Consider the following 21281-nt stretch of genomic DNA (forward strand, 5'->3'; position numbering starts at 1 on the left):
TAACATGTGGTCCATGTCTCGGCACAAGACGGACTGATGGATAACCTCACCCACAGCCTCGTCGGGGCGCTGATCGGGCAGGCGGGGCTCAAGAAAAAGACCGGGCTGGCCATGCCGGCACTGGTGATCGGCGCGAACCTGCCCGATGTCGATGCGGCCTGCTTCTTCTGGCTCGACGGGGCCGAGCATCTCGGTTTCCGGCGCGGGATCACGCATGGGCCGATCGCCTGGGTCCTGTTGCCGCTGATCCTGGGCGGTCTGCTCTACGGCTTTGACCGATGGCAGGAACGGCGCGGCAAGCGGCCCGCGGGTCGGCTGCCGGTCAGTTTCAGGTGGCTCTATCTCCTTGGCCTGCTGGGCTGCCTGACGCACCCGGCGCTCGACTGGCTGAACGTCTATGGCATTCGCCTGCTCGAACCGTTCTCCAGCCGCTGGTTCTATGGCGACACGCTGTTCATCATCGACGTCTGGCTCTGGGCCCTTCTGGGCTTCGCCACGTGGTTTTCGCTCCGGCGCGAGAAGCGAGGCGGGGAATGGAAGCGGCCTGCGCATGTCGCACTGGTGGCGGCGCTGGTGTATGTCGGAATGAACGGGGCGATTTCGTGGCTCGACCGTGAAACGCAAATTCTGCTGGCTGAGCCATACCCGGAAATCGGCATTGCTGCGCCGGTTCCACTGGCGTTCTGGGAGCGGGAGCGGATCATTCGGACATCGGACGGACGCTGGCGATCCTCGGACTGGTCTGCTCCAGCGGACGAATACGGATACAGCACTTCGCAATCGATGCAGTGCGTTCTGCCTGAGGCGGAGCAACTATCGGGGAACCGGGAAGCCGCCGCCTTCCTGTTCTGGTCGCGCGCGCCATTTGCGGAATCCGCGCCCAATGGTTCGGTTATCCTGCGCGACGCGCGTTTCTACGATCCGCGCGCCCGCGACAGGTTCAGCGTCGCACTGCCCGATGTCAGGTGCCGGCCGCTCGGTTAGTGCGCGCTATGGTTCCGCGCTAGCTGCTGCCGCCTTCGCAGGGCGATAGAGCAGGGCCGCCGCAAGGAACGCCCAGCCCGCACCGCCCAGCCAACCGGCGAGCACATCGGTCGGGAAGTGCACGCCCAGCAAAACCCGGCTCCACGCCACCAGCGCGGCGAGGCCCATCGCCCCGGCGATAACCAGGTAGCGCACAGGATGCCGCCGGCCGAGTGCGGCGAAGGCGAGGGCCATCGCGATATAGACGACCGCGGCGTTGAAACTGTGGCCCGAGGGGAAGCTGAGCCCCGTCGTTTCCATCAGGTGCGGCACGATCTGCGGCCGTTCGCGCCCGACAAGCAGTTTCAGGCCGCTGTTGACCAGCCATCCCGCGACCACCGTGAATGCGAACAATACCGCTTCGCGGCGCAGGCGCAGAAACCACAACACGGCAAACGCTCCGGCGGCAAAAAGATTGCGCTGGAACACGCCGCCCAGCGCAGTGATATCGCGCACGATCTCGCTCACGTGGGTCGACCCGGGCAGGCCGAGCTGGTCGCCCGTGCGGGCGAGGAGAAGGCCCGCCCGGTCGAAGCCGCCCGCATGGCCGCTTGCCACAAGCCAGACAACGAGAGCGAAGCCGAGCCAGCACAACAGACCCGCTGCCAGCGCCTTGCGCCGATCAACGGCAAATCCACGCTCGGGCAGACGAACGCTCTTGGCGGGCAGAGGTCGCCGGTCGTGCGTGGAGCCGCTCATGCAGCGGGAACCGGGAGAGGGTGTGTGCCGTTCCCGAAGATATGACCTCGCCGCAGATCGTGTGGCTGCGGCGCGATTTGCGCCTGGCCGATCAGCCCGCCTTCCACGCCGCGGCGCAGGCTGGGCCGGTCATCCCAGTTTTCGTGCTCGACGAGGGAGCGCCGGGCGATCATGCGCCGGGCGGTGCCGCCCGCTGGTGGCTGCACCACTCGCTTGCCGATCTGGGCAGTACGCTCGCCCGGCATCGCTCGCGCCTGATCCTGCGCCGCGGCGATGCAGTGCAGCACCTCGCCACTATTGCCGGGGCGACGGGCGCGCAGACGATCCACGCCGTTCGCCACTACGAACCGTGGTGGCAGGATGCCGAAAGCCGGCTGGGCGCGGAAACCGATCTTGTCCTGCATGATGGCAACTACCTCGCTCCTCCGGGGTTCGTGACTACGGGCGCGGGCGATCCCTACAAGATCTACACCCCGTTCGCGAAGGCCATGCTGGCCGAAATGCCGCCGCGCGCCTGCCTGCCCGAACCGGAGCGGATCGCGCTGCCGGACGAATGGCCCGACAGCGACGATCTGGCAGACTGGAACCTCCTGCCGAATGCGCCCGATTGGGCCGGCGGCCTGCGGTCGTTCTGGCAGGTCGGGGAGCGGGCGGCGCAGGCCCGGCTCGAACGGTGGGGCGACGCCGTTGCCGGCTATCACGACAGGCGCAACCTGCCATCCGAAGACGGGTCTTCGCGATTGTCGCCGCACTTGCACTGGGGCGAGATCTCGCCCGTGCAGGTCTGGCACGCGCTGAAGAGCCGGCGCGGGGAGGGCTGGGCGACGTTCGCGAAGGAACTGCTGTGGCGCGACTATGCGCAGAACGTCATCTGCCAGTTCCCCGGCTATGGGTGCGAAAGCCATCGCGAAGGGCTGGACGAAATCTGGCGCAATCCGAACCGCGGGCATCTGATCGCGGAGGACTTGCGTGCATGGCAGCAGGGGCGGACCGGCTATCCGATCGTCGATGCCGGAATGCGGCAGTTGTGGCAGACCGGATGGATGCACAACCGCGTGCGGATGATCTGCGCCAGCTTCCTGGTGAAGCACCTGCTGATCGACTGGCGCTTCGGGGAGCGGTGGTACTGGGACTGCCTTGTCGATGCCGACTACGCCAACAACGCGGTCAACTGGCAATGGATCGCCGGCACGGGGGTGGACAGCAACATGTTCCCCCGCATCATGGCCCCGTTGAGCCAGAGCGGGAAGTTCGACGCGGCGGGCTATATCCGCGAATATGTGCCCGAACTCGCCGATTTTGACGACGAGCGGATCCACGATCCGCCAGACGAAGTGCGCGGCGCCTATCCGCCGAAGATCATCGGCCACCGCGAGGCGCGCGAGCGGGCGCTGGAGGCCTATCGCGCGGCGAAAGCCTAGGCAGCGACGATCCGGCTCGCCATCAGCCGCTTGGCGACGAGGACGGCCACCAGCGGCAGAACCGCGGCCGATGCCAGCATCCAGTCGGGGTGGGGGAACATCTGCGTCGTCCACAGGCCCGCCAGCGCGATCACGACCCCGACGATCCATGCCATCAGAATCCGTCCGGAAGCAGCAATGGCCGTGCAGGCCCCGGCCAGCGCGCCGAGAAACCAGGCCGCAACCACTGCCGCTTTCGCGCCAGTGGGGACCAGATCCATCAGGCGTTCCCGATCTTCGGCAACGGTCAGGTCCAGCCCCTCGGGCGGGGGGAAGATCGCGTGGCCGATGCCCTCCACCACGAAGACCACGGTAACCGCGACCACGATCCCCGCGATTGTGGCGACGACATTGCGCACTGCCGGACTGGCCATCTGCATTCTCCCAAGGCTGATGCCCCCGCTATAGCACGATGGCGCGAGAATCCCTGACGATAGCACGCTTGAACCTGCGTGATGCTCGGTCCATAGATTAACACATGAAGGCGGAGGGGCTAGGCAGGGGCGAAACCCTTCTGACAGGCGGCGCACGGTTCGAGCGCAGCCCGGGCCTGCTCGCCCGCCTGTTTGCGCCGGGATTTCATAAAATTCTCGATCGCGTCGATGCGGGGCTGGAACGGGGATCGATCACCGGCCACTTGCCCGACGGTTCGACCCGCCTGCTTGGCGGGCGGGCCCCCGGTTTCGAGGCGGAAGTTATCTTGCATGACTGGCGCGCGGTGATGCGGCTGGCCACCAATGGCTCCATCGGATGGTATCAGGCGTGGGAAGCGGGCGAGTGGGACAGCCCCGACCCGGTTCCGCTGTTCGCCCTGTTCATGGACAATGGCGATGCGCTGGGCGACACCGGTCGCGCGCGCGGCCCGTTCCGCTGGGCGGCGCGGGCCGCGCACTGGATGAACCGCAATACGCACGAAGGCGCGGCACGCAACATTCACGCGCATTACGACCTCGGCAACGATTTCTACGCCCCCTGGCTCGACCCCACGATGAGCTATTCCAGCGCGATATGGGCTGAGGGTGACGATCTGGAAGCGGCTCAGCGGCGTAAATGGGCACGGCTGGCCGAACGGGTCGGGACGCCCCGATCGGTGCTGGAAATCGGGTGCGGCTGGGGCAGTCTTTCGCACCATTTGGCGCAGGCGGGCGCCAATGTGGTCGGGATAAGCCTGTCCGACGAGCAACTGGCCTGGGCGCGCGAACGGCACGATCCGGCGATCGATTTTCGCCATCAGGATTACCGCGACGTCGATGAACAGTTCGACGCCATCGTCAGCGTTGAGATGGTGGAGGCTGTCGGCCGCGAGTTCTGGCCCAGCTATTTCGATTGCATTGCCCGCTGCCTGAAACCCGGCGGCCGCGCGGCGATCCAGTTCATTTCGATGAAGGACAGCCTGTTCGAAGCTTATGCCCGGAGCGCTGATTTCATCCAGGCCTATATCTTCCCCGGCGGACTGCTGATCCGCACGAAGGAATTCGAACGTCTGGCGCGCGAACGCGGGTTGCGCTGGGCCGACTGCGAATCTTTCGGACAGGATTATGCTCGCACGCTGAAGGCGTGGCGCAAACGGTTCGACGATGCGGTCGCCGAAGGGAACCTGCCCGCAGCGTTCGACGAGCGATTCCGGCGCTTGTGGCGTTACTATCTGATGTATTGCGAAGGCGGGTTCCGTGGCGGCGGGATCGATGTTCACCAGGTCACACTGGTCAAGGAGGGGTAAGGGAATGGCGATTTGGAAACTGGCGCTGGCGACGGCGTTACTGGCGGGATGCGCAAGCGCGCGGGTCGCGCAGGAGCCGGATGTCTACCAGACCCGGCAGCCGGATTCGGTCACGCTGGAAGATCAGCAGGTCCTGTTCTGGGATGACGAAACCCGTTCCGACCGGTTTCGCCGGATGGAGGATTACTTCGCCGGCACCGAAGTCGCCGCTTCGCCGAATCCGCGCGAATTTGCCGCCGGCGATCCGTTCGACGCCGATACCCTCGCCAGGGTCGATACTTATCTTGCGGAAATGAATGCCGCCGGGATCATGGTGATCCAGGACGGCAAGATCCGGCTGGAGAAATACCGCCTGGGGTTCGGGCCGCAACAGCGCTGGACCAGCTTTTCCGTGGCCAAGAGCTTCACGTCCACCCTGCTCGGCGCGGCGGTGAAGGATGGGCACATTGCCAGCCTGTCCGATCCCGTGACCGATTACCTGCCCGAACTGGCCGGCAGCGCCTATGACGGGGTGACCGTGGAACAGGTCGCGACGATGACGTCCGGCGTGGCATGGGACGAGGATTACGCCGATCCCGACAGCGATGTCGCACGGATGCTGATGATCGCGCCGCAGGAAGGGGAAACCCAGTCGGTTACCTTTGCGAAGACCCTGACGCGTGAGGCGCCGGCGGGCGAGAAGTGGCTCTACAAGACGCTGGAAACGAACCTGCTGGGCGATATCGTCGCCGCGGCAACCGGGCGTTCGCTGGCCGCCTATGCGAAGGAAAAGATCGTCGACCCAGCCGGGTTCGCCGGCAACCTGTTCTGGATGACCGACCTTACCGGCGGCAACGTGGGCGGATGCTGCCTGTCGATCCGGCTTTCGGACTATGCACGCATGGGCCAGTGGGCGATGGAAGGTGCGCAGCCTTCGGTGCCCGATGGGTGGTTCGAGAAAGCCGGCGGCGCGATGGTCGATCTGGGCGAGGGGCGCGGATACGGATATCAGTGGTGGACTTACCCCGGCGACTTCTTCGGCGGGCAGGGCATTTTCGGGCAATACATCACCGTCGTCCCCGAACGGCGCATGGTCGTGGCGATCGTTTCGAACTATCGCGTCGCGACTGGCCCGGATCTGGCCGAAACGCGCATGAAACTGTGGCGAACGCTGATTGCGGCCAGCAACACGGCGGATTGATCCGGCGTCAGCACACGCTGCGGGGCAGGGTACCGCTTTGGTAACGGGCAACGATGTTGTCGTGCACGACCGGGCTGAGCAGTTCGGCGAACGAACAGCCGACCTGGCAATTGTCCCACCAGATCACTTCCGCCTGCAGCGCGCCCAGGCCGGGCAGGGTCAGCCAGCATAGCTGCCCCGGATGCAGGCGGTTGATCGCGGCGGCGGAGAAGCCGGATACCGATAGATCGTGCACCACCGTTTGAAACGCGTGATTGCCCGAAACGCGCAATTGCGCGGGGATGGTCAGCTTCGTCCGCGGCGCGCAGCGATCTTCCTGGGCAGCGATCGAATAGAGGTCGGAAGTATCGGCCGACATGGCTCTGTTTCCCTTTCGCACGTGATCGCGCGACGCGCGCGAGCGGCGGGGGATCCTGTTCCCGGCTGGTTTCGGTCGCGTTTCCGAACGCGGTTAAGCCGGATTTACCACACGCTCGCGGTGGCGGGTGGGGAAATCCTCGCCCACAAGGGCTGCGATTCGCTCACCCACGACAGCCGGCTCCTTGACCGTGGCCGGGTCTTCACCCGGATAGGCCTTGGCCCGCATGGCGGTGCGCGTCGCGCCCGGATCGACGATGGCCACCCGGATATCGCCCAGTTTGCGGACTTCCTCCGCATAACTGTCGAGCAGGGATTCGAATGCTGCCTTGGTCGAGCCGTAACCGGCCCAGAACGCCCGCGGTTCGCTGCCGACGCTGCTGGTCAGGCCGATCACGCGCGCCTGGCCGCTGCGCTTCAACAGCGGATCGAAGGCTGCGATCAGCGCCTGGGTGGCCAGCAGGTTGGTCGTGACCGCCTGAGCGAACTGCTTGGGGTCGATCTGCGTAACCGGCGTTAGCGTGGGCAGATAAGCTGCGGAAATGACCAGGATATCGAGCTTGTCCCACCGGCCTGCAATGGCAGTGGCGAGGCGCGCGATCCCATCCTGTTCCGACAGGTCGAGCGGCGCGATCGTCGCGTTGCCGCCGGCACCGTGGATCGCATCTTCCACACCTTCCAGCGCGCGCACTTCGCGCCCGGTCAGGATCACGTGCGCACCCTGATCGGCCAGCGCGATCGCCGTTGCGGCACCGATCCCGCGGCTCGCACCGGTGACGAGGGCAACGCGCCCTTCGAGAGGCTTGTCGTCGGCCATCAGGCAACCTTGTCGAATGAAAGCTGGGCATCGCGATGCTCGCGATTGACGAGATCGGTCAGCGGCGTGGGATAGTCGCCGGTAAAGCAGGCGTCGCAGAATGAAGGGCAGGCGGGATCGCGCGGTTCATGCCCGACCGCGCGATAGAGGCCGTCGATCGAAACGAAGGCCAGGCTGTCGGCCTTGATGAATTCGCGCATCGGCTCGATCTCCATCCGCGCGGCGAGCAGCTTGGACCGTTCGGGGGTATCGACGCCATAGAAGCACGAATGCGCCGTGGGCGGGCTGGCGACGCGAAAGTGAACCTCGGTCGCGCCGGCTTCGCGCATCATCTCGACGATTTTCATGCTGGTCGTCCCGCGCACGATCGAATCGTCGATCAGCACGATCCGCTTGCCTTCCACCAGCGCGCGATTGGCGTTGTGCTTGCGCTTCACACTGGAATGGCGGGCGCCGTCGCTCGGCTGGATGAACGTGCGGCCGACATAGTGCGAACGGATGATGCCCAGTTCGAACGGCACCCCCGATTGCTGGGCATAGCCGATTGCCGCGGGCACGCCGCTGTCGGGCACTGGCACGACCAGATCAACATCGACCGGGTTTTCAATCGCGAGCTGTTCGCCAATCGCCTTGCGCGCGGCATAGACGCTGCGTCCATCGAAGATCGAATCGGGCCGGCTGAAATAGACGTGTTCGAAAATGCACGGGCGTGGGCTGTGATTGCCGAAGGGATGCAGCGAATCGACGTTGCCGTCGAAATCGACCTTGATCAGTTCGCCCGGTTCGACCTGGCGGACGAACTCAGCGCCGACGACGTCGAACGCCACCGTTTCGCTGGCGAAGACCGTGGCATCGCCCATCTTGCCCATTACCAGCGGGCGAATGCCCAGCGGATCGCGGCAGGCAATCATGCCTTCCGGCGTCATCACGATCAGCGCGTAGGCGCCTTCGATCAACCGCAGGGCATCGATCAGCCGGTCGCTCATCGTCGGATAGCGGCTGGTCGCGACGAGGTGGATGATCACCTCGGTATCGGATGTCGACTGGAAGATCGCTCCCTTGCGGACCAGTTCCTGCCGCAGGGTTCCGGCATTCGAGATATTGCCGTTGTGCGCGACCGAAAAACCGCCGCTGGCCAGATCGGCATAGAGCGGCTGAATATTGCGCAGGCCCGATCCACCGGTGGTGGAATAGCGCACGTGGCCCGCGGCCATGAAGCCGGGCAGTTCCGCGATCGCTTCGCTGGAGGAGAAGTTTTCGGCCACCTGGCCGATTCCCCGGCGCTGATAGAATTCGTTGCCGTCGAAACTGGTTATGCCGGCAGCTTCCTGCCCGCGATGTTGCAGGGCGTGCAGGCCCAGCGCGGTTGCCGCCGTGGCATCGGCTGCATTGATCGCGCCGAAGACGCCGCACTCCTCGCGGAGCTTGTCGCCGTCCTCGTCGCGGAACGGGTGGGTGAGGTTCATTGCGATGCGATCCGGTTGCGCGCGTCTCGCGGCGCTCAATGGCGATGTTACCGCCCGATTACAAGGGCAGCGTGGCGCCGGCCGCGTCCCGCAGGGATTTCATTGCACGGTCAGGAAAGCAACCCTAAAGCCGGGGCGTCCCAACAACGGAAGAACCCTTCGCCCTTGGTACTTTCCCTTTTCGAACGAACGATCGCCAGGCGTTACCTGCTGCCGGGCAAGAGCGAGGCGTTCATCGCGCTGGTCGCCGGCATCAGCGTGGGCGTGGTCATGCTCTCGGTCGCGATGCTGGTGATCGTGATGAGCGTGATGAACGGTTTCCGGGCCGAGCTGCTGGACAAGATCGTGGGGCTGAACGGCCATGCGATCGTGCAGGGTTATGGGGAGCGGATCGATAACTGGGAAAGCGTGCTGCAGGATGTCCGCAAGACGCCGGGCGTGGTCAAGGCCTCGCCGCTGATCGAGAAGGGTTTGGCGGTAAACTACAACGGGCGTTACCTCGGTGTTCTCGTGCGCGGCAACACGCAGGATGCAATCGATTCGCTGGGGCCCAATCTGGTTGCCGGCAACCTTTCCCAATTGAAGGCGGGCGGAAAGAACGTGGCACTGGGCGCGCGGCTGGCGGAAAGCCTTGGCGTGCGAGTCGGTGACACGATCACCCTGATCAACTTCGAAGGCCGCACGACGCCCTTCGGCACGATGCCGCGGCAGGTCGGCTACAAGGTGGCGGCCGTGTTCGAGGTGGGGATTTACGATTACGACCAGAAATTCGTCGTCATGCCGATGCAGGATGCGCAGCAATTGCTGCTGATGGGCGATTCGGTCGGCATGATCGAGATCAAGACGACCGATGCCGACAAGGTGGAGGAAATCCTCGAACCGATCCGCCGCCAGCTGGAAGGGCGGGCGGTGATCAACACCTGGAAGACGATCAATTCGACATTGTTCGAGGCACTGCAGGTCGAACGGGTGGCGATGTTTTTCGCCTTGAGTTTCATGGTTCTGGTCGCGGCCTTCAACATTCTTTCCAGCCTGGTGATGCTGGTCCGCGCGAAAACGCGCGACATCGCGATCATGCGCACGATGGGCGCCACCCGGCGCAGCCTGCTCAAGATCTTCGTCACGACCGGGTTCACGGTCGGCGCGCTGGGCACGGTCGCGGGGCTGGTGCTCGGCTTCCTGGTGCTCGCCTTCCGCCAGCAGATCGTGAAAGTGATCGAAGTCGTCACCGGCCAGAACCTGTGGGACCCGTCGATCCGCTTCCTTTCCACCTTGCCCGCGCGGGTCGATCCGCTGGAGATTGCCGGGATCGTCGCGCTGGCGCTGGTGCTCAGCTTCCTTGCCACGCTCTATCCCGCATTCAAGGCGTCCAGTACCGATCCCGTGCAGGTGTTGCGTTATGAGTGAGCCCGTCGTCCGCCTCGCCGGTCTTTCGCGCAGCTTCCAGCAGGGCGGTGTCAGCATCGACGTGCTCCGCGGAATCGATCTGGAAATCGCCCCCGGCGAAATCGTCGCCCTGCTCGGCCCTTCGGGTTCGGGCAAGTCGACGATGCTGCAGGCGGTCGGCCTGCTCGAAGGGGGCTTCGGCGGAACGATAGAGATCGCGGGGACGAAAGCCAGCGCCCTGCCATCCGATGGGCGCACCCGCGTCAGGCGCGAGCATCTCGGCTTCGTCTATCAGTTCCACCATCTCCTGCCCGATTTCAATGCGGAGGAGAACGTGATCCTGCCGCAGCTCGTCGCCGGCAAGGGGCGTGACGAAGCGGCGGAGCGCGCGCGCGAGCTGCTGACGGCGCTCGGCCTGGCGCAGCGGCTCGACCACCGGCCCAGCCAGCTTTCGGGCGGCGAGCAGCAGCGCGTTGCCGTGGCCCGCGCGCTGGCCAACCGGCCGACGCTGGTGCTTGCCGACGAGCCGACCGGCAATCTGGACGAACACACGGCGGACGGCGTGCTCGAACAATTCCTCGGCCTGGTTCGGGGGGAGGGGAGCGCGGCGCTGGTCGCTACGCACAACGAACGCCTCGCCGCGAAGATGGATCGGGTCCTGCGCCTGCACGAGGGGCTGCTGGAATAGCGGACCCGGGCGGCGTTTCGGGCGTTGGCCATGCGAAGGAGGAATTCGCATGACCGACCATCCCAGCACTTACAAGGCCGCAAAAACGCATAACGAAGGCGTCCAGTGGGACGACCGCGCCGCCATCCACGAGGCTGGCGATGGCCAGGGCGTGCTCGACGGGGCCAAGGGCTTGCGCAGCGGCACGCTGGCCGAAATGATCGCGCAGGTCATGGCCTATCCCCCAGAACGGCGCGGCGATTTCGTGATCCAGAAGGCGGGCGATCACCGCCTTGAACGCGAAGAGATCGAAGCGCTCGCGGCGCGGGGCGACTTTCCCGGCTGAACGCTCTGCCGTGCCTGCCCCAACTATGCTAGACGCCGGCTTTCGCTAGCGGGAGCGCGCCATGACCACGATCGCCGATTTCACCGTCGCTGCCAACAATGGCGCGCCGATCGACCTGAAGGACAAGGTCGGGAAAGTCCTGCTGATCGTGAACACCGCGAGCCAGTGCGGCTTCACCCCGCAGTATGAAGGGCTGGAGGCGCTGTATCGCACCTATGGCGATCGCGGGTTCGAAGTGCTGGGCTTCCCCTGCAACCAGTTCGGCGGGCAGGAGCCGGGCGATGCCGATGAGATCGCGCAATTCTGTCAGGTCAATTTCGGCGTCAGCTTTCCGCTGATGGCAAAGATCGAGGTGAATGGCGAAGGCGCCTCGCCGCTGTTCGACTGGCTGAAACGCGAAGCGCCCGGCCTGATGGGGTCCAAAGCGGTCAAGTGGAACTTCACCAAGTTCCTGATCGACCGCGATGGGCAGGTCGTGCGCCGCTATGGTCCGACCGACAGGCCGGAGAAGTTGGCCGCCGATATCGAGGCGCTGCTCTAGGATCGGGACACGGCAGGGGAAACGCGCGGGCCGCCCCCTTGGCGAATCCTGCCGCGACCCGCATATTCGCCCGATGTCCTTCGCCCCCTTCGTTCCCCTTCGCGTGCTTTCGTCCTATTCGATGCTCGAAGGCGCGATCGATCCGAAGGCGATCGCCAAGCTGGCGAAGGAACGCGGCTTCCCCGCAATCGCAATCTGCGACCGCAATGGCCTCTACGGCGCGGTCATGTTCGCCAAGGCCTGTTTCGACGAGGGTATCCAGCCGATCATCGGCACCCTGCTGGGCGTGGCGCGCGATGCCGAAGGCAAGCGGATCGATTACCTGCCGCTCTATGCCCAGGATGAAACCGGGTGGGACAATCTGTGCCATCTGGTCAGCCGCGCGCACCTCGACCGTTCGCTGGAACTGGAACCCCATGTCGCGATGGGCGACTTCGACGGGAGGACCGATGGCCTGATCGCGCTGACCGGCGCGAGCGAGGGGCCGCTGACGCGCCTTCTGGCGGAAGGGCAGAACGATCATGCCGAGGCGCTGCTGGAACGGCTGGAGGGGCTGTTTCCCGGAAGGCTCTATATCGAACTGGCCCGGCGCGACGATCCGGTGGAGAACGCGGCGGAAGACGCGCTGGTCGACCTCGCCTATCGCCGCGACCTGCCGCTGGTGGCGACCAACCCGGCCAATTTCGCCGAGCCGCACATGTACCATGCGCACGACGCCATGCTGTGCATCGCCGGGTCGACCCATATCGAGGCGGAAGACCGCGCGCGCTCCAACCGTGAGGCATGGGTGAAGCCGGCCGACATGATGGCCGAGATGTTCGACGACTTGCCCGAGGCGACGGCCAATACCCTCGTCGTCGCGCAGCGCTGTGCCTTCGCGCCGCCTAACCGCGCCCCGATCCTGCCCAGCCTGGCCGGCGATCTGGAAGGCGAGGCGCGGATGCTGGCGGATGACGCGCGCAAGGGGCTGGAGGCACGCCTTTCGGCCTACGAGGATCTGAGCGAGGAAGAGCGCAAGGTCTATTTCGAACGGCTCGATTTCGAAGTCGACATCATCGTCGGCATGGGCTTTCCCGGCTACTTCCTGATCGTTGCCGACTTCATCAAGTGGGCCAAGGAACAGGACATTCCCGTCGGGCCGGGGCGTGGTTCGGGCGCGGGCAGCCTGGTCGCCTGGTCGCTGACGATCACCGATCTCGACCCGATCCGGCTGGGGCTGCTGTTCGAACGCTTCCTCAACCCCGAGCGCGTTTCGATGCCGGACTTCGACATCGACTTCTGCGAAACCCGCCGCGGCGAAGTGATCCGTTATGTTCAGCGCAAATATGGCCACGATCACGTCGCGCAGATCATCACCTTCGGCAAGCTGAAGGCGCGCGCCGTGCTGCGCGATTGCGGGCGCATCCTTCAGATGAGCTACGGCCACGTCGACCGGTTGTGCAAGATGGTGCCCAACCACCCGACCGACCCCTGGACCCTGCCGCGCGCGCTGAACGGCGCGGCCGATTTCAAGCGCGAGTACGACAACGACAACGATGTGAAGCGCCTCGTCGATCTGGCGATGCAGCTGGAAGGGTTCCCGCGCAACAGCTCGACCCACGCGGCCGGCGTGGTGATCGGCGACCGGCCGCTGGCCAAACTGGTTCCGCTCTACCGCGATCCGCGCTCGGACATGCCGGTGACGCAGTTCGACATGAAGCACGTGGAAAGCTCGGGCCTGGTCAAGTTCGACTTCCTCGGGCTCAAGACCCTGTCGGTTCTGCAAAAGGCGGTGCAACTGCTCGAAAAGCGGGGGATCACGGTCGATCTGGGCCAGCTCGCGTGGGACGATCCGGCGGTTTACGAACTGCTCAAGCGCGGCGACACGGTCGGTGTGTTCCAGCTCGAATCCGAAGGGATGCGGCGCACGCTGACCGCGGTGAAGCCGACCAAGTTCGAAGACATCATCGCGCTCGTCTCGCTCTACCGTCCCGGCCCGATGGACAACATCCCGCTGTTCGGCAAGCGCAAGGGCGGCGAAGTGCCGATCGAGTATCCGCACCCCAAGCTGGAGCAGATTCTCGCCGAAACCTACGGCATTTTCGTCTACCAGGAACAGGTCATGCAGGCGGCGCAGATCCTTGCCGGCTATTCGCTCGGCGATGCCGACCTGCTGCGCCGCGCCATGGGCAAGAAAGTCCAGGCGGAAATGGACGCCCAGCGCGAACGCTTCGTCGAAGGGTGCAAGGCGGTTTCTGGGATCGAGGCGAAGCAGGCGAACGAGCTGTTCGACTTGATCGACAAGTTCGCCGGCTACGGTTTCAACAAGTCGCACGCCGCCGCCTATGCGCTGCTCGCCTACCAGACCGCATGGCTCAAGGCGCATTACCCTGAGGAGTTCTACGCCGCTTCGATGTGTTTCGACATGCACCAGTCGGAAAAGCTGGCGCTGTTCGTGGACGACGCGCGGCGCGGCGGGGTCGAGGTGCGCACGCCCGATGTCAACCGGTCGGAAGCGGAATTCACCGTCGAGCGGACCGACGAAGGCTATGCCGTGCGCTATGCCCTGGCGGGCATTCGCAACGTCGGCGAAAAGGCGATGGAGGCGCTGGTTGCCGAGCGCGAGGCGAATGGCTGGTTCGAAAGCCTGCAGGACCTGTTCGAGCGGGTGCCCAAGGGGTCGATGAACAGCCGCCAGCTCGAAGGCCTGATCTGCGCCGGCGCGCTCGACAGCCTCGATCCCGACCGGGGCAGACTGTTTGCCAATATCGACATGCTGCTGGCCATTGCCGATGCCGCCAACCGCGAGCGTGAAAGCGGGCAGGCGGGGCTGTTCGGCGGCGAGGAGGCCGCCGGCGACACCTTGCGGCTGAAAGAGGCCGAGCCGTGGAGCCGTTCCGACCGCATGGCGAACGAGCGGGAGAACTTCGGCTTCTATTTCTCTGCCCATCCGGTGGAGCAGTACCGCGCCATTGCCAGCGCCAACGGCGCGCGCAGTTACCAGAGCCTGATGGAAGGCGGCGGCCCGGCGGGCGGGCGTCAGCCGGCGGTGATGGCGGCGATGGTGGAGAAAGTGAACAAGGGCCGCACCCGCCGCGGGGGCGAATTCGTGCGCGCCGATTTCTCCGACAGCACGGGCCAGTTCAGCGCCGCCTGTTTCGAGGAATCGCTGGTCGAAAGCTTTCAGAAATGGGCGACCGAGGGCACCTGCGTCCTGCTCAACGTCGAACTCGACAGCCCCAGCCCGGACGAGCCGCCGCGCGTCACCGTGCGCGGCGCGCGCCCGCTCGATGACGTCAAGAGCGGATCGCGCATGGTCCTCTCGATGGACGTTTCAGCGACCGAAGCCCTGACCGAACTGAAGATGGCACTGGCAATCGGCACGCCGGGCCACGGTGAGGTCTACGTCCGGCTGAAGACCGGAATGGGCGAGGAACCTTTGCTGCGTCTGGGCCGCGATTATCAGATCGACGGCGAACTGGCGGAGCGGCTGGCCGAAGTACCCGGGCTAGACAACGTCTCGCTCACCACCCGTCGCGGCGCAGGAAACTTGCGGCTCGTCGCCTGACGCGGCCTCCTCGCTCGCTTCGGCGGCGGGCGGCGTCTTTTCGAACACGGTCGTATAGCGCGCGGCCAGCATCAGGATCGTGGGCACCAGCATGGTGTTCCACACATCCTTCCAGTGGCCATCGTAATCGGGGTTGCGCCCGATGCTCTTGTTTTCGTACCAGTCCCAATATTCGCCAGCCAGCGCGACTGCCAGCACCAGCAGCCAGGGGCGCCACTGGCGCACTTTCCAGCCGAAGAGTGCGCAGGCGCCCAGCAGGATCGCGAGCGCGACGTAGATGTGCAGCGCATCCTTGGCGAGATGCGTGTATTCGATGATGACCATTTTGACTTGCTGGAGCAGGCTCATCCTCTGGCCTTGGAGCCGATTGCATTGCTGCGCAAGCACCGGCATGAAAGTGGCAAAGCGAAATCGAATGGGAGAGGACGGTTATGCTTGGAGCGATGCAGAGCTGGGAACTGGTGGTAACCCACCTGATCGATCATGCCGCGCGCGAACACGGCGCGCGGGAACATGTCACTTACTGGGCCGACGGCACGGAAACGCGCGCGAACTGGGCCAGCATTCGCCACGACGCGCTGCGCATGACGCAGGCGCTGCGCGCGCTTGGTATTCGGAAGGGCGACCGGGTGGCGACCCTGGCGATGAACCATTCGCGCCACCTCGTCAGCTGGTACGGCGTGGCCGGGGCCGGGGGCGTGCTGCACACGATCAACCCGCGCCTGTTCGAAGACCAGCTGGAATATATCGCCAACCATGCCGAAGACCGGGTGCTGCTCTACGACGCGGCCTTTCAGCCGATCATCGACAAGATGCGCGACAAGTGGCCGACGATCGAACACTATGTCTGCTACGACCCGCCCGAAGAGTTCGGGGGGATGGGCTTCGAGGACTGGATTGGCGCCCATGACGGCGACACCGCCTGGGTGCCGGTCGACGAACGCGATCCGTGCATGCTCTGCTACACCAGCGGCACGACCGGCAATCCCAAGGGCGTGCTCTACGAACACCGCTCCACCATGATCCACGCCATGGCGGGCATCCAGCCCAATGCGTTCGATTTCGATGCGCGCAGCGTGATGCTGCCGGTCGTGCCGATGTTTCATGCGGCGAGTTGGGGCCTGCCCTGGGCCGGGGCGATTACCGGGGTCAAGTTCGTCTATGCGGCGGTCAACGATCCGGCGGTGCTGTGCAACCTGATGGAACGCGAAGGGGTGACCCATTCCGCTGGCGTGCCGACCGTCTGGCTGGCGATGTTCCAGCATTGCGACAGTACCGGAACACCGCTGCCCAAATTGCAGCAGGCGATCATCGGCGGTTCGGCCGCGCCGCGCTTCATGATCGAGCGGCTGATGAAGAACGGCAGCCGCGTCGCCCATGCCTGGGGCATGACCGAAACGTCCCCCATCGGCACCGTCGGCGCGCCGACGCCCGACTGGGACAGCCTCTCGTTCGAGGAGCAGGTGGACATCGTCACCCGTCAGGGCCGCCCGGTCTTCGGGGTGGAACTGCGCACGGTCGACCTCGACGACTGGACGAAGGAACTTCCGCGCGACGGCAAGAGCGCGGGCGCGCTGCAGATCCGGGGGCCGTGGATCATCGAGCGTTACTTCAGGGCGGAAGAGGACGCCGTGACCGAAGATGGCTGGTTCAACACCGGCGATGTCGGCATTCTCCACCCTGACGGGACGCTGCAGCTGACCGACCGGACCAAGGACGTGATCAAGTCCGGCGGCGAATGGATCAGTTCGGTCGAGCTGGAAAACGCCGCCTGCGGCCATCCCAAGGTGGCCGAGGCGGCGGCGATCGGAATGCCCCATCCCAAGTGGGACGAGCGCCCGGTGCTGTTCGTGGTCGCCAAGGAAGGCTGCGAATGCACGGCGGAAGAGGTGATCGGCCATCTCGAACCGCTGGTGGCCAAGTGGTGGCTGCCCGATGCGGTCGAATTCGTCGACGACATCCCACACACCGCGACCGGCAAGATCAGCAAGAAGGACTTGCGCGCCCGCTTCGCCGACTACACGCTGGAGGCCGCCGAATGACCGCCTACATCGACCCGAGCCGCGCGAATTTCGACGCGTTCAAGGCTCTGCCGCGCGACGAGCCGATCCACATGCTCAACCTCCTGCTCTATCGCGACCGGGCCGAGTACCCGGAGGGGCACGAACATGCAGGGAAGGACTGGACGGGCCGCCGCGCTTACGAGGAATACGGCAAGACCAGTGGGCCGATCTTCCGCCGGGTGGGCGGCACGATCGTCTGGCGCGGGGCGTTTCAGACCATGGTGACCGGCCCCGACGATCGCCGCTGGCACGACGGCTTCGTCGCCCAGTATCCGAACAGCGCGGCCTTCTTCGAAATGATCAAGGATGCCGAATACCAGCAGGCCGTGGTCAACCGCACCGCCGCCCTGGCCGACAGCCGCCTCGTCCGCTTCAAGCCGAGCGAGGGCGGGGAGGGGTTCTGACGGAGACATAATGCCCAGTCCTGGACCTGGGGATCTGGAACCGAAGCCCATGCCTTGCTCCCGTCATGCTGAACGCGTTTCAGCATCCAACGTGCCTCCCGACACCTCCGTTGCGAGAGGAGAGATGGGCCGTGAAGCAAAATCAGGGTGACGTGCTTTCGATGATACGACCTTCGTTCTCACCACGTTAGAACAACCGTATCTGTCCGCCCACTTCGGGCCGGCGGAACTGCGAGCAGTCGAGTTCGAAGCGCGTCTTGCCGATTCCGGCGCGCTTGCAGGCGAGGCGGAAGCGGGCGCGGAACAGGTCGGCCCAGACGCCGCGCGGTTTCATGCGGGTGAAGAAATCGGGATCGTTGTCGCGCCCCTCTCCATCTTTGGCGCGGATCGAGCGGACGATGGCCATGACCTTGTCGCCACGCTCGGGAAAATGGACCGAGAGCCATTCGCGGAACAGCGGCGCGACCTCGTGCGGCAGACGCAGCGGAATCCATCCGGCCGATCGCACGCCCAGCGCGGCGGCGCGCTGAACGATTTCCTCCATGAACGCATCGGTGATCGCGGGAATGATCGGGGCAATTGAACAGTGGGCAGGGACCCCGGCATCGACCAGTTTGCCCAGCGCCGCCAATCGCTTGGCTGGTGCGGCTGCGCGCGGTTCGAGCTTGCCCGACAGCCTGGGGTCGAGTGTGGTCACCGAAATCGCCACCGCCACCAGCCGGTGCCGCGCAAGTTGGGCCAGCAGGTCGAGATCGTCGAGCACCCGGTCGGACTTGGTCGTAATGGTCACCGGATGGCGTGCGTCGAGGCACACCTCCAGCACCTGCCGCGTGATCCGGTATTGCCGCTCTATCGGCTGGTAGGGATCGGTATTGGTGCCCATCGCGATCGGGCGCGGGCGATAGGCGGGCTTGGCCAGCGTCGTGCGCAGCAGATCGGCCGCCGCGGGCTTGGCGAACAGCTGCGTTTCGAAATCCAGCCCCGGCGACAGGTCGTGGTAAGCATGGGTCGGCCGCGCGAAGCAATAGACGCAGCCATGCTCGCATCCGCGATAGGCGTTGATCGAGCGGTCGAAGGCAATGTCGGGCGAGCGGTTGAAGCTGAGGATCGTCTTCGGGTTCTCCTCGGTCACGGTGGTCCGCAGCTTGACCGGCGGCCCGTCGAGCGATTCGACATGATCGCGCCAGTCGCCATCGGCCTCGCGCGTGGCAAGGCCGAACCGGGGCGGGGCGGCGCCGGACTGGGCACCGCGGCCGCTCACTTCTGGTTCGAGGCGTTGCTCCATGATTCGCGGAACATATAGCGAACACAGGGATTGCACCAGCCCGTTTGCCCATTAACCATATTCTCGGACATTGGCGGCTATGGGCCGGGGATGGCGAGGATGCGGGCCAGGTCGATCCGGTGGGGGATGTTGTGCGCGACGCCGCTGGCGCTGGCGGGCTGCGGCGCGGATGATCCGCCTGCGCCCGAACCCGAAATCGACCCGGCGGTGCTGGCGGCGATCAACGATCCGATCCTGGTCGATCCCGATCTCTCGCGCCAGAACGAGGGCAATGCCGCGCTCACAGTCAACATCGACAACGCCCTGCCGCTGGAAAACCGCACCCAGCGCGCAATCGAGGCTGCGCGGGAGGAAGCGGTCGAGCTGGTCGGCGGGCGCGATGCGATGAAGGCGCTGCCGCCGGCCGGGAAGAGCGGCGAGGCGGCCCCGCTCGCCGCACGGCTCTCGCTGGCCCAGCGGGCCATTCTGTCGGGCGCCGGAGACGAATGCGCGGCGCGGGCGCAGGGCGGCTTCATCTGGGCCGCGCGAATGCCGCAGGCCTTTCCCCTCTACCCCCGCTCCGCCGCGCAGGATGCGATGGGCAATGCATCGCCGGGCTGCGCGCTGCGGGCCGCGGCGTTCCGCACGCCCGTGCCGCTGGGGGAGGTTCTGGCCTTCTACCACACGCGGGCGCTGGGGGCGGGTTACAGCTCGTCCCGCGCGGCAATGGGCGAGGAACAGGTTCTGCGCGGAACGCGGGGCAGGGCGGCATTTGCCGTCTATGCACGGACAGGCCCGGACGGGGCGAGCGAAGTCGATCTGGTCACCTGGGGCCAGCCGCGCTGACCCCGGCGCGGCTGCTCAAGCGTCCTTGAAACCCACGCCCACGCTGGCGCGCGGCTGGTCCACTTCGGTGCTTGCGACCGGATAGGCGCAGTAGTCGGCAGCGTAGAAGGCCGCCGGGCGATGGTTGCCCGACAGGCCGACCCCGCCGAACGGCGCGGCGGAAGAAGCGCCGTTGGTCGGGCGGTTCCAGTTGACGATCCCGGCGCGGATATTGGCCCAGAACCGGTTGTAATCCTGCGGCGTGCCCCCGATCAGAGAGGCGGAGAGGCCGAAGCGGGTGTTGTTCGCTTCCGCGATCCCTTCGTCGAGGTCGGCCACGCGGATCACCTGCAGCAGGGGGCCGAACAGTTCCACGTCGGGGCGTTCGGCCATTGCGGTCGTGTCGATGATCGCGGGCGACAAGAACGGCAGATCGTCGTCGGGCCGGGTCATGTGGCGAATCGCCTTGCCGCCGTTGGACAGCAGGTAGAGGAAGCTTTCCATCAGCTGGTCGGCCGCCTGGTTGTCGATCACCGGGCCCATGAAGGGCGCGGGATCGGCGAAGGGTTCGCCCACCAGGATGCGCCCGGCCAGCGCCTTCACCTCGGCCACCAGATCGTCGTACATGCTGTCTTTCACGATCAGCCGGCGCGCGGCGGTGCACCGCTGGCCGGCGGATGTGAAGGCGGACTGGATCACCAGCGTCGCCGCGTCGGATATCTTGGGTGTATCCATCGCCACGATCGGATTGTTGCCGCCCATTTCCAGCGCGACGATCTTGCCCGGGTTGGTCGCCAGCTTGCGGTTGATCGCGATGCCGGCCTGGGCCGAACCGGTGAACAGCACCCCGTCCACCCCGCTGTGGGCGACGAGCGCCTTGCCTTCTTCCGGCCCGCCGACCAGCAATTGCACGACCGCCGCGGAAATCCCGGCGCGGTGGAAACATTCGACCAGGAATTCACCCACCGCCGGGGTCTTTTCGCTTGGCTTGAAGACCACGACATTACCCGCGATCAGCGCCGGCACGATGTGGCCATTGGGCAGGTGCGCGGGGAAGTTGTAGGGGCCGAGCACGGCCATGACCCCGTGCGGCTTGTGCCGTACCGCGGCTGTGCCCTGCAGTGCGCTGTCGAGCTTCTTCTGCCCGGTCCGTTCGGCATAGGCGGTGACCGAGATATCGACTTTCTTGATCACCGTTTCGACTTCGGTGTGCGCTTCCCACAGCGGCTTGCCCGTTTCGCGCGCGATCAGTTCGGCGAATTCGTCCGCCTTCTTGCGCACTTCGTTGGCGAAGCGGCGGCACAGCTCGATCCGGGTCGCCAGCGGCTGCGCGGCCCAGGCCGGCCAGGCGCGGCGGGCGCGGTCGACCGTTTCGTCCACGTCGCCTGCCGCGCTGCGCCACAATTCCTTGCCCGTCGCGGGCTCGAACGAAACGATTTCACTGCTCACTGGGGCGTAATTCCCTGAATTCTCAATCAAGAGGCCAATGCCACAAGCGCGATGTAGGAACAAACCG

At 65.4% G+C, this 21281-nt stretch carries 20 protein-coding genes; 12 read left to right on the top strand and 8 right to left on the bottom strand.

Going from position 1 to position 21281, the window contains the following annotated elements:
- The first annotated feature begins 36 nt into the window (after positions 1-36).
- Entirely contained in the window at positions 37-984 is a 948-nt protein-coding gene (locus AM2010_RS02900) for a metal-dependent hydrolase (RefSeq protein WP_047805797.1), read from the top strand.
- Between the two features lie 6 nt (positions 985-990).
- On the opposite strand, the gene AM2010_RS02905 is transcribed toward AM2010_RS02900, so the two are convergent.
- Entirely contained in the window at positions 991-1722 is a 732-nt protein-coding gene (locus AM2010_RS02905; protein WP_082132782.1) for a phosphatase PAP2 family protein, read from the bottom strand.
- Between the two features lie 41 nt (positions 1723-1763).
- Between AM2010_RS02905 and AM2010_RS02910 the strand changes: the two genes are divergently transcribed.
- Complete coding sequence (locus AM2010_RS02910) at positions 1764-3143, top strand: cryptochrome/photolyase family protein (protein WP_047807646.1); 1380 nt, start codon at positions 1764-1766, stop codon at positions 3141-3143.
- Here the strand turns inward: AM2010_RS02910 and AM2010_RS02915 are convergent.
- Positions 3140-3556, bottom strand: a complete 417-nt coding sequence (locus AM2010_RS02915; RefSeq protein WP_150115221.1) for a hypothetical protein — start codon at positions 3554-3556, stop codon at positions 3140-3142. The genes AM2010_RS02910 and AM2010_RS02915 overlap by 4 nt on opposite strands.
- Before the next feature lie 104 nt (positions 3557-3660).
- On the opposite strand from AM2010_RS02915, the gene AM2010_RS02920 reads away from it, so the two are divergent.
- Together AM2010_RS02920 and AM2010_RS02925 are read left to right on the top strand one after the other, a co-directional pair.
- On the top strand, positions 3661-4902 hold the full coding sequence (locus AM2010_RS02920; protein ID WP_047805798.1) for an SAM-dependent methyltransferase: 1242 nt from the start codon (positions 3661-3663) through the stop codon (positions 4900-4902).
- 4 nt (positions 4903-4906) lie between these two features.
- Positions 4907-6082 carry a serine hydrolase domain-containing protein gene (locus AM2010_RS02925; protein WP_047805799.1) on the top strand — a complete coding sequence of 392 codons (1176 nt, stop codon included), beginning with the start codon at positions 4907-4909 and terminating at the stop codon, positions 6080-6082.
- 7 nt (positions 6083-6089) lie between these two features.
- On the opposite strand, the gene AM2010_RS02930 is transcribed toward AM2010_RS02925, so the two are convergent.
- The 3 genes from AM2010_RS02930 to purF form a co-directional block, all read right to left on the bottom strand.
- Complete coding sequence (locus AM2010_RS02930) at positions 6090-6440, bottom strand: PilZ domain-containing protein (RefSeq protein ID WP_047805800.1); 351 nt, start codon at positions 6438-6440, stop codon at positions 6090-6092.
- 93 nt (positions 6441-6533) lie between these two features.
- Positions 6534-7256, bottom strand: a complete 723-nt coding sequence (locus tag AM2010_RS02935; protein ID WP_047805801.1) for an SDR family NAD(P)-dependent oxidoreductase — start codon at positions 7254-7256, stop codon at positions 6534-6536.
- Entirely contained in the window at positions 7256-8722 is a 1467-nt protein-coding gene (purF, locus tag AM2010_RS02940) for an amidophosphoribosyltransferase (protein WP_047805802.1), read from the bottom strand. Before purF ends, AM2010_RS02935 begins: the two co-directional genes overlap by 1 nt.
- A 165-nt stretch (positions 8723-8887) precedes the next feature.
- Here purF and AM2010_RS02945 point away from each other — a divergent pair, with 165 nt between their 5' ends.
- The 5 genes from AM2010_RS02945 to dnaE all read left to right on the top strand — a co-directional run bounded on the left by AM2010_RS02945 (position 8888) and on the right by dnaE (position 15209).
- Positions 8888-10129, top strand: coding sequence for a lipoprotein-releasing ABC transporter permease subunit (locus AM2010_RS02945; RefSeq protein ID WP_047805803.1), 1242 nt, complete (start codon positions 8888-8890; stop codon positions 10127-10129).
- The gene (locus AM2010_RS02950) at positions 10122-10796 is read left to right on the top strand and encodes an ABC transporter ATP-binding protein (protein ID WP_047805804.1); all 675 of its coding nucleotides are present in this window, start codon (positions 10122-10124) and stop codon (positions 10794-10796) included. Before AM2010_RS02945 ends, AM2010_RS02950 begins: the two co-directional genes overlap by 8 nt.
- 49 nt (positions 10797-10845) lie before the next feature.
- The gene (locus tag AM2010_RS02955; RefSeq protein ID WP_047805805.1) at positions 10846-11121 is read left to right on the top strand and encodes a hypothetical protein; all 276 of its coding nucleotides are present in this window, start codon (positions 10846-10848) and stop codon (positions 11119-11121) included.
- Positions 11122-11182: 61 nt separating this feature from the next.
- Entirely contained in the window at positions 11183-11662 is a 480-nt protein-coding gene (locus tag AM2010_RS02960; protein WP_047805806.1) for a glutathione peroxidase, read from the top strand.
- A 73-nt stretch (positions 11663-11735) separates the two neighbouring features.
- On the top strand, positions 11736-15209 hold the full coding sequence (dnaE, locus tag AM2010_RS02965) for a DNA polymerase III subunit alpha (RefSeq protein ID WP_047805807.1): 3474 nt from the start codon (positions 11736-11738) through the stop codon (positions 15207-15209).
- Here dnaE and AM2010_RS02970 read toward each other — a convergent pair.
- On the bottom strand, positions 15150-15557 hold the full coding sequence (locus tag AM2010_RS02970) for a hypothetical protein (RefSeq protein ID WP_058350887.1): 408 nt from the start codon (positions 15555-15557) through the stop codon (positions 15150-15152). The genes dnaE and AM2010_RS02970 overlap by 60 nt on opposite strands.
- Before the next feature lie 95 nt (positions 15558-15652).
- Between AM2010_RS02970 and AM2010_RS02975 the strand changes: the two genes are divergently transcribed.
- Both AM2010_RS02975 and AM2010_RS02980 read left to right on the top strand, forming a co-directional pair.
- The gene (locus AM2010_RS02975; protein ID WP_420834965.1) at positions 15653-17251 is read left to right on the top strand and encodes a long-chain fatty acid--CoA ligase; all 1599 of its coding nucleotides are present in this window, start codon (positions 15653-15655) and stop codon (positions 17249-17251) included.
- A complete protein-coding gene (locus AM2010_RS02980) occupies positions 17248-17676 on the top strand; it encodes a DUF1330 domain-containing protein (RefSeq protein ID WP_047805810.1) in 429 nt (142 codons plus the stop codon). Before AM2010_RS02975 ends, AM2010_RS02980 begins: the two co-directional genes overlap by 4 nt.
- A 187-nt stretch (positions 17677-17863) precedes the next feature.
- Here AM2010_RS02980 and AM2010_RS02985 read toward each other — a convergent pair whose 3' ends face one another.
- Positions 17864-18961 carry a PA0069 family radical SAM protein gene (locus AM2010_RS02985; protein ID WP_047805811.1) on the bottom strand — a complete coding sequence of 366 codons (1098 nt, stop codon included), beginning with the start codon at positions 18959-18961 and terminating at the stop codon, positions 17864-17866.
- Positions 18962-19051: 90 nt separating this feature from the next.
- On the opposite strand from AM2010_RS02985, the gene AM2010_RS02990 reads away from it, so the two are divergent.
- Positions 19052-19786, top strand: a complete 735-nt coding sequence (locus AM2010_RS02990) for a hypothetical protein (protein WP_211255417.1) — start codon at positions 19052-19054, stop codon at positions 19784-19786.
- Between the two features lie 15 nt (positions 19787-19801).
- On the opposite strand, the gene astD is transcribed toward AM2010_RS02990, so the two are convergent.
- Complete coding sequence (gene astD, locus AM2010_RS02995; RefSeq protein ID WP_047805812.1) at positions 19802-21214, bottom strand: succinylglutamate-semialdehyde dehydrogenase; 1413 nt, start codon at positions 21212-21214, stop codon at positions 19802-19804.
- Positions 21215-21281: the final 67 nt, after the last annotated feature.

This window comes from Pelagerythrobacter marensis, assembly GCF_001028625.1.
GTDB lineage: Bacteria > Pseudomonadota > Alphaproteobacteria > Sphingomonadales > Sphingomonadaceae > Pelagerythrobacter > Pelagerythrobacter marensis.